At 67.5% G+C, this 13,641-nt stretch carries 11 protein-coding genes; 5 read left to right on the forward strand and 6 right to left on the reverse strand.

The features are described 5' to 3' along the window. Positions 1-464: 464 nt before the first annotated feature. Positions 465-2,315, reverse strand: a complete 1,851-nt coding sequence (rpoD, locus tag CR156_RS17315) for an RNA polymerase sigma factor RpoD (protein WP_100553731.1) — start codon at positions 2,313-2,315, stop codon at positions 465-467. 90 nt (positions 2,316-2,405) lie between these two features. Next, on the reverse strand, positions 2,406-2,846 hold the full coding sequence (gene dtd, locus CR156_RS17320; protein ID WP_089237155.1) for a D-aminoacyl-tRNA deacylase: 441 nt from the start codon (positions 2,844-2,846) through the stop codon (positions 2,406-2,408). Between the two features lie 60 nt (positions 2,847-2,906). On the opposite strand from dtd, the gene CR156_RS17325 reads away from it, so the two are divergent. The 4 genes from CR156_RS17325 (at position 2,907) to CR156_RS17340 (ending at position 7,163) form a co-directional block, all read left to right on the forward strand. After that, on the forward strand, positions 2,907-3,827 hold the full coding sequence (locus tag CR156_RS17325) for a lauroyl acyltransferase (protein ID WP_100553732.1): 921 nt from the start codon (positions 2,907-2,909) through the stop codon (positions 3,825-3,827). 75 nt (positions 3,828-3,902) lie between these two features. Further along, the gene (gene ribA, locus CR156_RS17330) at positions 3,903-5,036 is read left to right on the forward strand and encodes a GTP cyclohydrolase II RibA (protein ID WP_049468205.1); all 1,134 of its coding nucleotides are present in this window, start codon (positions 3,903-3,905) and stop codon (positions 5,034-5,036) included. Between the two features lie 112 nt (positions 5,037-5,148). Continuing rightward, on the forward strand, positions 5,149-5,625 hold the full coding sequence (locus CR156_RS17335) for a PH domain-containing protein (RefSeq protein WP_100554223.1): 477 nt from the start codon (positions 5,149-5,151) through the stop codon (positions 5,623-5,625). Then, on the forward strand, positions 5,622-7,163 hold the full coding sequence (locus tag CR156_RS17340) for a PH domain-containing protein (protein ID WP_100553733.1): 1,542 nt from the start codon (positions 5,622-5,624) through the stop codon (positions 7,161-7,163). The genes CR156_RS17335 and CR156_RS17340 overlap by 4 nt, the downstream gene beginning before the upstream one ends. A gap of 110 nt (positions 7,164-7,273) precedes the next feature. On the opposite strand, the gene CR156_RS17345 is transcribed toward CR156_RS17340, so the two are convergent. Then, positions 7,274-8,332 (reverse strand): CDP-glycerol glycerophosphotransferase family protein, encoded by a 1,059-nt coding sequence (locus CR156_RS17345; protein ID WP_100553734.1) that lies wholly within the window; start codon positions 8,330-8,332, stop codon positions 7,274-7,276. Here CR156_RS17345 and CR156_RS17350 point away from each other — a divergent pair. Continuing rightward, positions 8,331-9,137 carry a glycosyltransferase family 2 protein gene (locus tag CR156_RS17350; protein ID WP_100553735.1) on the forward strand — a complete coding sequence of 269 codons (807 nt, stop codon included), beginning with the start codon at positions 8,331-8,333 and terminating at the stop codon, positions 9,135-9,137. The genes CR156_RS17345 and CR156_RS17350 overlap by 2 nt on opposite strands. A gap of 25 nt (positions 9,138-9,162) precedes the next feature. On the opposite strand, the gene CR156_RS17355 is transcribed toward CR156_RS17350, so the two are convergent. The 3 genes from CR156_RS17355 to rsmB all read right to left on the reverse strand — a co-directional run bounded on the left by CR156_RS17355 (position 9,163) and on the right by rsmB (position 13,638). Further along, positions 9,163-10,338 (reverse strand): O-antigen ligase family protein, encoded by a 1,176-nt coding sequence (locus CR156_RS17355; protein WP_223879992.1) that lies wholly within the window; start codon positions 10,336-10,338, stop codon positions 9,163-9,165. 233 nt (positions 10,339-10,571) lie between these two features. Further along, complete coding sequence (locus tag CR156_RS17360; RefSeq protein ID WP_100553736.1) at positions 10,572-12,284, reverse strand: ArnT family glycosyltransferase; 1,713 nt, start codon at positions 12,282-12,284, stop codon at positions 10,572-10,574. Between the two features lie 22 nt (positions 12,285-12,306). Then, complete coding sequence (gene rsmB / locus CR156_RS17365) at positions 12,307-13,638, reverse strand: 16S rRNA (cytosine(967)-C(5))-methyltransferase RsmB (protein ID WP_100553737.1); 1,332 nt, start codon at positions 13,636-13,638, stop codon at positions 12,307-12,309. Between the last annotated feature and the right edge of the window lie 3 nt (positions 13,639-13,641).

A 13,641-nucleotide genomic window follows, 5' to 3' on the forward strand; every position in this document is an offset into this window, starting at 1 on the left:
GCTCGCTTGGGTGGCGAGTGATGCGGCTTGACCCTCGATTGCCTGCTGTTAGGCAGACAGCCCTCCTACGACGGTGTGTTGAGCACCTGCGGGGACTGTGTGGAAGAGAAGGTAGTGGCTTCAATTGTTGATTGCGACAGGGCTTGCGGGAGCCATGGCTGCTCAAACAGCTCGACGTACTGGGGCACTTGAGGATCGACCTGGCCAACTCCTTCCCGTCGCTCGGAGTCGCGCGTTATTGCTCAACAATGCTCAAGCCGGTTGCGTCAAAAGGCGCGAATTTTGGCGATTGGAGACGACGAAGAATTGGCCAAAACGTCATCGTGGGAGAGCAGCCGAGCATGGGCTCGGCTCTACAGAAGGCACCCTCGCCATCCGGCGCCCAGCCCAAAGAAAAACCCCGCCGAAGCGGGGTTTTTCCAGACAGAAGCAGTTGCCGAGCATGGCTCGGCACTACCTGGAAATCAATCGATATCCAGGAAGCTGCGCAGCTGCTCCGAACGGCTCGGGTGACGCAGCTTGCGCAGGGCCTTCGCTTCGATCTGGCGGATACGCTCGCGGGTCACGTCGAACTGCTTGCCGACTTCCTCAAGGGTGTGGTCGGTGTTCATGTCGATGCCGAAGCGCATGCGCAGCACCTTGGCTTCCCTCGGGGTGAGGCCAGCCAGCACGTCGCGCACGGTTTCAGACAGGTTGATGTTGGTGGTGTTCTCGATCGGGGACTCCACATTGGTGTCCTCGATGAAGTCGCCCAGATGGGAATCCTCGTCGTCGCCGATCGGGGTTTCCATCGAGATCGGCTCCTTGGCGATCTTCATCACCTTGCGGATCTTGTCTTCCGGCATGTCCATTTCCTTGGCCAGCTCCTCCGGCGTAGCCTCGCGGCCGTACTGCTGGAGCATCTGGCGGGAAATGCGGTTCAACTTGTTGATCGTTTCGATCATGTGCACCGGAATACGGATGGTGCGCGCCTGGTCGGCGATCGAACGGGTGATGGCCTGGCGGATCCACCAGGTCGCATACGTGGAGAACTTGTAGCCGCGACGGTACTCGAACTTGTCCACGGCCTTCATCAGGCCGATGTTGCCTTCCTGGATCAGGTCGAGGAACTGCAGGCCGCGGTTGGTGTACTTCTTGGCGATGGAGATCACCAGGCGCAGGTTGGCCTCGACCATTTCCTTCTTGGCCTTGCGCGCCTTGGCTTCGCCGTAGGCCATGGCACGGCTGAGTTCCTTCAGCTCGTCCAGGTCCAGCAGGGTGACCTTCTCGATGTCGATGGTGGCCTGCTGCTCGGACACGATCTGGTCCTTCACTTCACGCAGCGCCGAAGACCACTTCTGCTTGCGCTTCAGTGCGTCTTCCACCCATTCCAGGTTGGTCTGGTTGCCTTCCCAGGAACGGATGAAGTCCTTGCGCGGCATGCGGGCAGTGACGGTGGCCAGGTTCAGCACGCGGCGCTCGTGGGCCTTGACGCTGCCCATGGTGTCGCGCAGCTGCTTGGTCAGCACGTCGGTCAGCGGCAGCGGCAGCTTCAGGGTGACGAACACCGCCGACATCTCCTCACGGAGCTTCAGCAGGTTCTTCTTGTCGCCCTTGGCAACGGCCTTCTTGAAGGCGTTGAGGGCATCGCTCAGCGCCTGCATGCGCGCGGCGACTTCCTCCGGATCCGGACCGGTCGGCGCGGCTTCTTCATCGGCGCCGTCGACATCATCTTCTTCCTCGTCGGCGTCGTCATCGCTGTCATCCGAGTCGTCGGCCACGGCAGCAGCCGGGGCCGGCACTTCGTCGGACAGGTCATTGAAGCCGACGATCACTTCGGCAAGGCGCTTGCGGCCTTCCTTGTGCGCTTCGTAATCGGTCAGCAGCGATTCGACCGACACCGGGAACTGGCCGAGTGCGGCCTGGACCTGGGACAGGCCTTCTTCGATGCGCTTTGCAATGGCGATTTCGCCTTCGCGGGTCAGCAGCTCGACGGTACCCATTTCGCGCATGTACATGCGCACCGGGTCGGTGGTACGGCCACCTTCGGTGTCGAGCGCGCTCAGCGCGGCGGCAGCCTCTTCGGCTGCGGTGTCGTCGACCTCACGGTTGCCCGTGTTGCCGTCGTTGAGAAGCAGGGTTTCCACATCCGGAGCAACTTCATGGACATCAATGCCCATGCCGTTGATCATGCCGATGATGTCTTCGATCTGTTCCGGGTCGACCATGTCGTCCGGCAGATGGTCATTGACTTCGGCATAGGTCAGGTAGCCCTGTTCCAGGCCCTTGCTGATCAGTTGCTTGATTTCGGATTGGGCAGGACGTTCGTTGGCCATGTAGTGCTCGCGCCACCGGCTAGGGGGAAATAGGGAACGTAGCATTATACCAGCCCGGGGCCCGGCCTGCCGGGCGGTGGTCCCGGTGGCCTAGGGCCTGAGGAGGAAGGTCACGGGACCGTCATTGACCAGGCTGACGACCATATGGGCACCAAAGCGGCCCGTTTCCACCCCTGGTGCGTGATTTTCACGACAGATCCCGACAAATCGATTGAACCCGCGTTCAGCCTCCTCCGGCGGTGCCGCGCTGGTGAAGCTCGGCCGCATGCCGGAACGGGTGTCCGCGGCCAGGGTGAACTGGCTGACCAGCAGCAGGCCGCCGCCGGTATCACGCAGCGAGCGGTTCATTTTGCCCGCCTCATCTGCAAACACACGGTAGCCGAGCACGCGTTCGGCCATCCGCTGCAGCTGGGCCTCGGTATCGCCCGGCTCCATGCCGACCAGGGCCAGCAGGCCGGGGCCGATCTGCCCTACCGCCTCACCTTCCACATGCACGGCGGCCTGGCTGACACGTTGAATCAGGACGAGCATTGGCGGGCTTCCAGGCAAGGGCCGGCCACGATAGCAGCGCCCTTGGCTAAACTGGGGGAGATGAATCCACACCGCAAAGCCCGGCTGGTCTACCGCGCCACCACCCTGTTCGCCCGCCTGCCCTGGCCACTGCTGCGCGGGTTCGCGCACGCCCTGGCCTGGATGTGGGTGCGCCTCGATGCCCGCGAAAGCCGCGTCACCCGCCGCAACCTGGAGCTGGCCTACCCCGAGCTGGACGCCCCGGCACGCGAACGCCTGCAGCGCGACCTGCTGCGCTCCACCGCCCTGCAGGCCATCGAGACCCTGCGCCTGTGGAGCCGGAAGCCCGAAGACAACCTGCGCCTGTACCTGAAGGAGCGCCACGGCCAGGCGCTGTACGACGCGGCCTTGGCCAGCGGCAAGGGCGTGATCGTGGCGGCCCCGCACTACGGCAACTGGGAGCTGCTGAACCAGTGGCTGGCCTCGCGCGGGCAGATCGCCATCGTCTACAAGCCACCGGAGGACGAGGCCAGCGATGCCTTCCTGCAGATCGTGCGCGGCGGCCACAACGTGCAGCAGGTGCGCGCCGAGGGCCCGGCCGTGCGCCAGCTGTTCAAGGTACTCAAGGACGGCGGTGCCACCGGCATCCTGCCAGACCAGCAGCCCAAGGCCGGCGACGGGGTGTTCGTGCCGTTCTTCGGCGTGCAGGCACTGACCATGACCCTGGTCAACCGCCTGGCCGAGCGCACCGGCGCGACGGTGCTGTATGGCTGGTGCGAGCGCATCGGCCCGGACATGGAATTCGCCCTGCACATCGAGCCGACCGACCCGGCCGTGGCCGACCCGGACCCGCAGGTCGCCGCCACCGCGCTCAACGCGGGTATCGAACGCATCGCCCGCCGCGACCCGGCGCAGTACCAGTGGACCTACAAGCGCTATACGCTGCGGCCACCGGGCAGCGGCGAGGAAGACCCGTACGCGACCGACGAGCATCCGCACTGAAAGCCGCTCCACCCGGCCTGCGACACACCGCCGCAGCACGTTGAATACGACGCTGGCGCCCCCATAGAGACACCGATGTCCGCCTCCCCCGGTCCTGCCATGTCTGCTTCCTCCCTGTTCGGTGATCCGGCGGCGATCCGCTGCGAGCGCGCGGTCGCCGAACTGCGCGCCGGTCGCCCGGTCCTGCTTCACGATGGCCAGGGCCAGCGCCTGGCGGTGATCGCGCTGGACAGCGCCACCGCCAGCAGCTTTGCCGCCTTCGCCAGCGCCGCGCGCGAGCGCCATTACCTGTACCTGACCGCCACCCGCGCCCGCGTGCTCGGCGTGGAGGCACCCGAGGGCGCGCGCCTGCCACTGGCCGGCGTTGCGTTCGATGCCCTGCCCTCGCTGGGTTACCTGCGCGAACCAGGGCCGATGCCCGCGGCCTGGAGCGCAGGCGATGCGTTCGATGCCGGCGCGGTGGAACTGGCCCGGTTGGGCCTGCTGCTGCCGGCGATGGTGGCCGTGCGCCTTGAGGCGGCCGACAACACCTTCGATGGCGCCGCCGACGTCGGCCTGTGCGATCTGGCCGAGGGCGCTGCGCATGCCGCACATGATTACGAACTGGTGGCGCGTTCTCCGGTGCCGCTGCGTGATGTCGGCATGACCACGTTCGCAGTGTTCCGCGGCGGCGTCGCCCAGCGCGACCAGGTGGCGATCATCGTCGGCGAACCGGACCTTTCCGCCGTGGTGCCGGTACGCGTGCATTCGTCCTGCCTCACCGGCGACCTGTTCGGTTCGCTCAAGTGCGACTGCGGCGACCAGCTGCGCCGTGGCCTGCGCAAGCTGAAGGAGCTGGGCGGCGGCGTGCTGCTGTACCTGGACCAGGAAGGCCGCGGTACCGGCATCGCCGCGAAGATGCGCGCCTACGGCTACCAGCATGACGGGCTGGATACCATCGACGCCGATGCGCAGCTGGGCTTCGGTGCCGACGAGCGCCGCTATGGCAGCGCGGTGGCGATGCTGCGCGGCCTGGGTGTGTCCCGTGTCGCCCTGCTCAGCAACAACCCGACCAAGGCACAACGCCTGCGCAATGCCGGCATCGAAGTGCTGGACTGCATTCCGGTCACCGGCGAGATCACCGCCGAGAACGAGCACTACCTGCGCACCAAGGCCGACCGCGCCGGGCACCTGCTGGATGTCGACGCGCTGATCCAGGCCGCCCAGTAACGCGGGCGACCTGCTAACGTCTGCGCGGTGCGGCCATCACCGCGCCTGCCCGCCCTGCTGCCCGACGGACGCCCGCGTGACCGAACTTCCTTTGCCTGTTGCTGCCGCCGAAATGCCCCTCGACCACTGGCAACCCCTGCCGCGGCGCGCTGCCCGGTTGGCGGCGCTGGAGGGCGCCTTCGGCGGCCTGTTCATCCCCGGCGCACCGCTGGCGGCCGTCTGGTGGTTCTTCGATCTTCCCGGTGGCCTGTGGGCTGCGTCGCTGGGCCTGCTGGTCGGCCTCGCCTTCGGTGGCTGGATCGGCCATCGCCGCCTGACCCGCACCCGCTGGCGGCTGGATGCACAGGGCCTGGGCCTGCGCCGCGACCTGATGTGGCAGCTGGAGACCCGCATTCCCATTTCGCGCGTACAGCACCTGGACCTGCGGCGCGGGCCGCTGGAGCGGCGCGCAGGCCTGGCCACGCTGATTGTGCACACCGCCGGCACCCGCCTGAGTGCAGTCACCGTCAACGGCCTGGACGAAGCCGATGCCGAGCGCCTGCGTGACACCCTGGCCCATCAGCTCGACCAGGACGCCGACGCCCTGTGAGCCTGCCGCCGCCCCTGCCGCCGTCGCTGCCCAGTGGTGGCGAAGAGCATCGCCTGCACCCGTGGTCGTGGCTGTTCGTGCTGTTGATGCAGCTGCGCCACTATTTCCTGCCGCTGATCGCATTGCTGGTGTTCGGCCAACGTGGCGACCGCGATCCGATGTGGGCACAGTTGATCCCGTTGAGCGCCATCGCCGCACTGGTGCTGGTCTCGGTACTGCAGTACCTCAGTTACCGCTACCGCATCGGCAACGATGCGATCACCGTGCGCAGCGGCCTGCTGGCGCGCAACCGGCGCGAGATTCCCTTCGCCCGCATCCACAACGTGGAAGTGCGGCAGAACCCGTTGCATCGGTTGTTCGGGGTTGCCGAGCTGCGCCTGGAGTCGGCCGGCGGCGTGCGCCCGGAAGCGGAGATGCGGGTGCTGCGGCTGGACCAGGCGTTGGCCCTGGAACAGCTGGTGCGCCAGCGTGGACAGGCGCCCCAGCCGACGCCGGGCGACGCGCCGGCTGCCAGTATCGTGCCGTCCGACGACGAGCAGGTCCTGCTGCGCCTGTCGAGCTGGGATGTGCTGCGCATGGGCCTGCTGTCCAACCGGGGCTGGGCACTGGCGATCGCCGCCTTCGGTGTTCTGTTCCAGACCGTACCGCGCCCGGTGATGGACGATGCCATCCAGCGTGGCGGGCGCGAGGCCTTCGGCTACGCCAGCCATCTGCATGCAGGAGTGACCGGCGGGCTGGTGCTGTTGGCGGCCGCATTGCTGCTGGGCTGGCTGTTGTTGCGGGTGCTGTCGGTGGTATTGACGCTGCTGCGCTACCACGGCTTCACCCTCAGCGAGCGCGAGCGGCGCCTGACCGTCTCCACCGGCCTGCTCAGCCGCACCCGCAGCAGCGTCGCGCGCCGCCGCATCCAGGCCTGGACGCTGGGCGAGAGCACCCTGCAGCGCTGGTTCGGGTTGCGCCAGCTGCGTATCGACAGCGCCGCCGGTGGCCCCGCGCGCGATGACGATCGCGCGCTGCGCGAACTGGCACCGCTGGCCGGCGCCAGCGCCTGCGACAGGCTGGTGCGCCACCTGCTGCCGCAGCTGCAATGGCCACCACAGCAGTGGCAGCCGATACCGCAACGCGGATGGTGGCGATTGTCGCTGTCCACGTTGCTGACGGTGCCGTTGCTGACCGCCGCGCTGTACTGGCGCTGGGGCCTGCCGGCCCTGGCGCTGCTGGCCTGGCTGCCGGTCAGCCTGTTGATCGCGCACCGGCAGATGGCACGGATGGGCTGGCACCTCGATGGCCAGTTCGTGGCGGTGCGCGGCGGCTGGTGGAAGCGCTGGTGGCGCTGGGCCGAGCTGGACAAGGTGCAGGGCCTGCGCCTGCAGCGCTCACCTCTGGACAAACTGCTGGGCACGGCCAGCCTGCAGCTGGACACCGCCGGTGCGCATGGCGATGTGGCGCTGGCGCTGCGCTACCTGCCGCAGGCGCGTGCGCATGCGTTGATGGAAGAACTGGCGACGGCGCTGGCGCGGCGCAAGCTGCGCTGGTAAGCGGCCGAGCGTTGAACTGACCATCCACGCATGGCGTGGATCTACCGTAGAGCCGAGCCCATGCTCGGCTTGCCGCAGCCGAGCATGGGCTCGGCTCTACAGGACCTACGTCACCGCTGCGACGGCCCCCAGTAGCCCAGGTCCTTGCGGATCTGCAGGTCACGCACCCAGCTGCCAAACGGTTTGCGACGCAGCGCACCCATCTCGCCGGACAGGAAATCCTCGGTGGCGGCGATCACCCGCTCGCTGGACAGGCCATCGCGGTAGGGGTGGATCGCATCGGCGTAGCGCACGATCTCCGCCTGCAACGCCGCATCCGGATGCAGCGCGCGCGCCAGCATGGCCGGCAGCTGCTGCGGATCGTCGAAATCGATCATGTGCGGCTTCGGCACGCGGTTGCGGAAGGTCACCACCGGCTTGTGCTGGACGATGAACTCGGAAACGATCGATGAGGTGTCCGATACCAGCACGTCGGCGGCGCGCTGGGCAGCCATCACCTGTTCCGGTTCGATGAAGCGCGCATTGGCGCCGGCCAGCGCGCGGTAGCGTTCGAACAGGTCCGGCGGGCACTTCGGGTGCAGGGTCAGCAGCCAGTAGTGCTGCCCGGCGGCGATGTCGGCCGCGATCTGCGCATGCAGGTGCGGGGCGGCACTCAAGCGTTCGGTGAAGGTTGAACCGAACAGGATCACTGGGCGGCCACCGGCCGCACTACGCAGCGCGGCACTGTCGCCGCCGTCATCGCGGAACAGCGGGTCCAGTTTCGGCCAGCCGGTTTCCGCCACGGCGAAATGGCCCTGCACTGCCGCGATCTCGCGGAACGGCGCGGTGGTGGCAGGGCCCTGCGTGCAGTAAAGGTCGAACATGCCGCGCACCCGGAAGTGACCACGCGCACTGTCGCGCTTTTCCACGTTGAAGCCGTGGAACAGCTGCACCTTGGCCCCCGACAGGAAAGTCGGCACCCAGTTGGCCGCGCTGAACACCGCCCGCGGACGCATCGCCAGGGCCTGCTTCAGGCCGATGTTGGGCACGCCGGGCAGCTGGCTGCCAGCCGCACCATCTTCGAACCAGGCCGCCACTTCCTGGCCGGAAGCGTGCAAGGCCTGCACCAACGGGGCGAGAATAGGCAGCGCATAGCGCTCCGTCGCAAACAACAGGTACCCGGCCATCATGTCCTCCACGACCGCTCCCATCGAACGGCCTCGCATCTCGGCCTGCATTATCGCGTTCAACGAGGCCGGGCGCATCGGCGACTGCCTGGCCTCGCTGGCCTTCTGCGACGAGATCGTGGTGGTGGACTCCCTGTCCACCGATGCCACGGTAGCCATCGCCGAGGCGGCCGGCGCCCGCGTGCTGCAGCGCCCGTTCGATGGCTTCCGCAGCCAGAAGGCGTTCTGCGTCGAGCAGGCCCGCCACGACTGGGTACTGTGCCTGGACGCCGACGAGCGCGTCAGCCCGGAACTGCGCACGGCCATCGAGCAAGCCCGCGACGGCGGTTTTGCAGGTCATGCGGGTTACCGCTTCGCCCGCCTGTCGGAGTACTTCGGCAGATTCCTGCGCCACGGCAATGCCTATCCGGACCGGGTGCTGCGCCTGTTCGACCGCCGCCACGGCGGCTGGCGCGGCAAGCGCGAGATCCACGAGGCGGCCAGCGTCGATGGCGCCGTCGGCACCCTGCACGGGGACCTCATCCACTTCCCTTACCGCTCGCTGCAGCAGCAGCTGGCCAAGACCGAGAAGTACGCGCGGATGATGGCCGAGCACGAGTTCGCGCGCGGCAAGCGGGCCACCCTCGGCAAGCTGGTGCTGGCCCCTGCCTGGCGGTTCTGGCGCGGCTTCCTGTTCCGTGGCGGCTTCCGCGACGGCTGGCATGGCCTGGTGTATGCCTATGTGCGCGCCAACTACGTGCGGCAGAAGACCATCATGCTGTGGATGCTGGGCAACGGCCAGGCCGTGTCCGACCCACCCAACCGCTGAACGGGGAATCGGCCTGGGCTGGACGCTATCGGGCGTTCCTTGCCCGGTGTCGCGCACCTTCCACGATCGACAGGCCGGTCAGCAGGCCGACGATGGTGACGTAGAAGCTGGCGGTCATCTGGTGCGCGAACATCGACTGGGTCAGTCCGCACAGGATGTAGGACACCACCACCATCACGCCGGCGGCAGCCGGGCCACGGAAGGTGGTGTGCCCGCTGCGCCGGTGCAGGCGCACGAACACCCACAGGGGCACGCCATACACGGCCAGCAGCAGCAACACGCCCGGCAGGCCCTGGGTAGCCGCCCACTCGGCGACATCGTTGTGAGCATGGCCCAGATGGCAGCGCTGTTCCTGCGGATCCTCACGACAGATCGGAACCCGCTGCATGGCGTTGTCGAAGTGGCCCACGCCCACCCCGATCAGCGGGTGATCGAGGAAGGTATCCCATGCCACCTGCAGGCGCTCGACCCGGGCCCCTGCCGATGAGTCGCTGTCGCCCTGCTCCATGCGCTGCACATCGCTGTGTAGTTCCGTCAGGCGCACCTGGTGGCGCAGTTCGGGTACCGACAGCAGCAGGGTTGCAGCGATGGCCAGCATGCCGGCAAGCACCGACAGGCGCGCCACGCCGGTGCGCCAGCGCAGGCTGAGGGCCAGCACCACCAGCAACGCCAGCAGCGCTGCGAACACACCACGGCTGCCGGTGAGGATGATGGTTCCACACCCGGCGGCCATGCCGACGATCACCAGCGACCAGCGTCGCGAGGGCCGGCAGAACACCAGCAGCACCATCAGCATCACCACGATGTCGGCAAGCACGATCGCGTTGGTGGACAGTTCCGCGCGCGGCGCGCCTCCCAGTACCTGCAACAGCGCCAGCGCGAAGGTACCCAGCAGGCCGGCGAACGCACCACGCCACAACCAGCGCATGTCCGGCCGCAACGCGCAGACCCACACCGCGATCCACGGGATCACCAGGAATCGCGAGCGGTTGTCCACGTTGCGCAGGCCATGCTCGAACACGACCATCGAGAGCACGCCCAGGGCCAGCACCGCCAGCGTCAGCCAGGTCAGCACCCTGATCGGCTGGGCATCCATGTGCCGCGCACGCCACAGCAGTTCCGGCGCCATCAGCGTCGTGACCAGCAACACCAGGCCATACGGCAGCAGGTTGATGGGAATGGTCAGCACCAGCGCCGGCATGCAGAACAGGCCGATCTGCGCCAACCAGTGCGCAGTGCGCGGGCGCCCCCCAACGGGTACGCCCAGCGGATCGCCGGCCGTGGATTCCAGGTTGTGCTGTGAAACTGCCACGTCGAAAAGTTTCGCTGCGATCCTGCGGAATGAACGGGATCGCCGGCACGGCCGATCCCACGTTGACGTTTTACTGCCTTTGTCGCTGCTTGGGCAGTCTGGACAAGCACAGGCCAGAGTGGTTACTCCTCGCGCTGCAGTCGCTGCTCGCGTTCGCGCTCCTCGGCGCTGGCCACGCACCGGCCCTGCACCGCAGCGCCCGGCACCAGCCACCAGCGGCGGCGATTGGCGATTCCCGCCAGTTCGGCACGGCTGCGGTCGATACAGGTCAGCAGCGCGTCTTCGTGGACCAGCAACCAGCGCCGCTGCGGCGCCAACTGCTGCCATTCCACGGCCGTGGCCAGCTGTGCATCCCAAGGCTCGTTGAAACCGAAGGTTGCCGCCGGGCGGTCGGCCATCAACAGATTCTGCTCTTTCCAGGCCACCAGTCCCAACTCGGCATCGGCGCCGATGCGCTGGCCGGTGTGCCGCATCAGGCCACGGGCGGAACTTGAATCATTCAGCACCGGATAGCCGATCAGGCTGTACAGCACCCAGACGACAGTGAGCGTCGAGACCAGCGCCAACTGGCGGCGGCCGCGCCCGAACAGCAGCAGGCTGGCCACACCCCAGCCGCCCATCGCCATCGCCGCCCAGGCCAATGCGTTCATCTCGCCATTGCCGATGCCCCGCGTCTGCATCAGCCGCGTTTCGAAGCCGGGCTTGCCCAGCAGGGCAGCCAGCCCGGCGGCCAACGTGCCCAGCGACAGCAGCAGGGTGAACGCGCCCAACAGCCATTGCACATCCCGCCGCCGCAGCAGCCCCGGCAGCAGTGGCGCCAGCGCAAGGCAGAACATCGGCAGCGCCGGCAGGATGTAGACGTCGCGCTTGCCATTGGGAATCGAGAAGAACAGCACGATCAGCGCCCACCAGCCCAGCAGCAACAGATAGCGCGCGTCCCGACGCTGCAGCCGGCGCCGCCAGGCAGGGATCGCCCACGGCACTGCCAGGAAGGCGGGAATCCACATCGACGGCATGGTGCCCAGGAAGTACCACCAGGGCTGGTGGTGGTCCCATGATTGCGCATAGCGCTTGGCGGTCTGCCGGAACAGGATGTCGTCCATGTAGGCCAGGTACTCGCCGGAGCGGGTCGCCAGTGCGGTCATCACCATCGGCACCAGCCACAGCGCGATGGCCAGCACGAACGCCAGCGGCGCCAGCCAGAAGCGCAGGTCGCGCGCATGCAGCCGCACCCGCGGCCAGTGCAGCGCCGAACCTATCACCGCTGGCACGATCATCAGCAGCGCGATAACGCCCACGCCCTTGGTGATCACCCCGATGCCGGCAAAGAACCAGCCCAGCCACCACCAGCGCCACGCGGGTCCCAGCAACAGGTGGCGCAGCAGACCGTAGTTGGCCAGGGTGATGAACAACACCACCAGCGGGTCGATCTGCGCCTTCTTCGCCTGGAAGGTGAACTGCAGGGCGAACAGCAGCGCCCAACCGGCGTACAGGCCAACCTGGCGTGTCCACAGGCGCCGGCCCAGATCGACCACGCACCACAGCGTGCCGAGTGCGGCGATCAACGAGGGCAGCAGGAACGCCACACGCCAGTTGCCGACCACGCTGTACAGCGTGGCCTGCCACCACATCAGCATCGGCGGTTTGTCCGAGTACAGCTCCAGCCCACGGTGCGGGAACAGCCAGTCGCCGCTGTCCACCATCTGCTTGGCAACCAGGGCGAAGCGCGGTTCGTCCGAGGGCCAGGGATCGCGTAGTCCCAGGCCGGCACCCAACACCAGCAGGGCCATCACAACGAACAGCCACGTCTGGCGTGATGCACGGGTTTTCAGCATGGGGGCTCGGACAGCGGTTGGGTCAGCCCTTTTTTAGCAGACGCGCGTAGAAAAATCCGTCAGCATCGTTTTCACCGGGCAGGCGCTGGCGTGCGATACCGTCACAGTCCAGACCAAATGCGTCACCCAGCGCGACCGCTTCCGCATCCGCGTGCCACTTCAGGAAGCCCTTTACCTGATCGACGTTTTCCGCGCGCAGGATCGAGCAGGTGGCATACAGCAGCACACCGCCGGGGCGCAGCATCGACCAGCAGGCCTCCAGCAACCGGGCCTGGATGCCAACCAGCGCATCGATGTCTTCCGCGCGGCGATGGAACATCACGTCCGGCTGCCGACGGATGACGCCGGTGGCCGAGCACGGTGCATCCAGCAGGATCGCATCGAACGGAACGCCGTCCCACCATGCCCCCGGATCGCTGGCGTCGGCCACCATGACCTCGGCGCCTTCGCCCACCCCGGTACGGGCGAACGTATCCTTGGCGCGCGCCAGGCGACGGGCGTCGATATCCAGCGCCAGCAATCGCAGGCTGGGGTCGCGCTCAAGCAGGTGCGCGGCCTTGCCACCCGGGGCGGCACACGCGTCGAGCACACGGCTGCCGGTCGGCGGTGCCAGCGCGTCGGCGGCGCATTGCGCAGACAGATCCTGCACCGACAACAGGCCTTCGCCGAAGCCAGGCAACTGGTTCACCGGAACCGGCGCGGCCAGTCGCAACGCATCGGCGCTCAGCGGGCTGGCTTCGGCGGCAATGCCCGCCTCGGCCAGGGCCGCCATCATCTTGTCGCGCCCGCCCTGCTGGCGGTTGGCACGCAGCCACAACGGCGCCGGCTGCAGGCTGGCAGCGAAGATCGCCTCGGCCTGTGCCGGCCAGTCGCGTTCGACGGCCTCGGCCAGCCAGAGCGGAAATGCGTCGCGTGCCGGCTGCTCGGGGAAGCCCTCGCGCTGGGCCCGGCGCAGGATCGCGTTGACCAGGCCCGCCTGGCGTTCACGGCCAAGTGCGCGTGCAGCATCGACCGTGGCCGAAAGCGCCGCATGGGCCGGCAGTTCCAGCACATCCAGCTGGGCGAAGCCCACCATCAGCAGCGTGCGCAGGTCGGCATCGCGTGCGGACAGCGGCTTCTGCATCCATCCCTGCAGGGCGGCGTCATAGGTGCTGCGACGGCGCAGCACCGCAAAGCACAACGCTTCAAGCAGCGCACGGTCGCGGGTGTCGGCCAGTTTGGGCAGCGCCCAGGCCAGCTCCGCCTTGAGCGAACGGCCGCGGGTGAACACCTGCGCCAGCACGCGCGCCGCCAGCATGCGGGTGGCTGCGCCCGGCGCCGCCTTGGCGATGGAAAAATCGTTTGCCTTGCTCACCCG

Source organism: Stenotrophomonas lactitubi, from assembly GCF_002803515.1.
Taxonomy (GTDB): Bacteria; Pseudomonadota; Gammaproteobacteria; order Xanthomonadales; family Xanthomonadaceae; genus Stenotrophomonas; species Stenotrophomonas lactitubi.

Coding starts and splice junctions, on each gene's coding strand:
- rpoD (WP_100553731.1), bottom strand. CDS start 2,315: ATGGCCAACGAACGTCCTGCCCAATCCGAAATCAAGCAACTGATCAGC.
- CR156_RS17335 (WP_100554223.1), top strand. CDS start 5,149: ATGCCCCTCGACCACTGGCAACCCCTGCCGCGGCGCGCTGCCCGGTTG.
- CR156_RS17360 (WP_100553736.1), bottom strand. CDS start 12,284: ATGCTGAAAACCCGTGCATCACGCCAGACGTGGCTGTTCGTTGTGATG.
- CR156_RS17345 (WP_100553734.1), bottom strand. CDS start 8,332: ATGATGGCCGGGTACCTGTTGTTTGCGACGGAGCGCTATGCGCTGCCT.
- CR156_RS17350 (WP_100553735.1), top strand. CDS start 8,331: ATGTCCTCCACGACCGCTCCCATCGAACGGCCTCGCATCTCGGCCTGC.
- dtd (WP_089237155.1), bottom strand. CDS start 2,846: ATGCTCGTCCTGATTCAACGTGTCAGCCAGGCCGCCGTGCATGTGGAA.
- CR156_RS17355 (WP_223879992.1), bottom strand. CDS start 10,338: ATGCCGGCGCTGGTGCTGACCATTCCCATCAACCTGCTGCCGTATGGC.
- CR156_RS17325 (WP_100553732.1), top strand. CDS start 2,907: ATGAATCCACACCGCAAAGCCCGGCTGGTCTACCGCGCCACCACCCTG.
- ribA (WP_049468205.1), top strand. CDS start 3,903: ATGTCCGCCTCCCCCGGTCCTGCCATGTCTGCTTCCTCCCTGTTCGGT.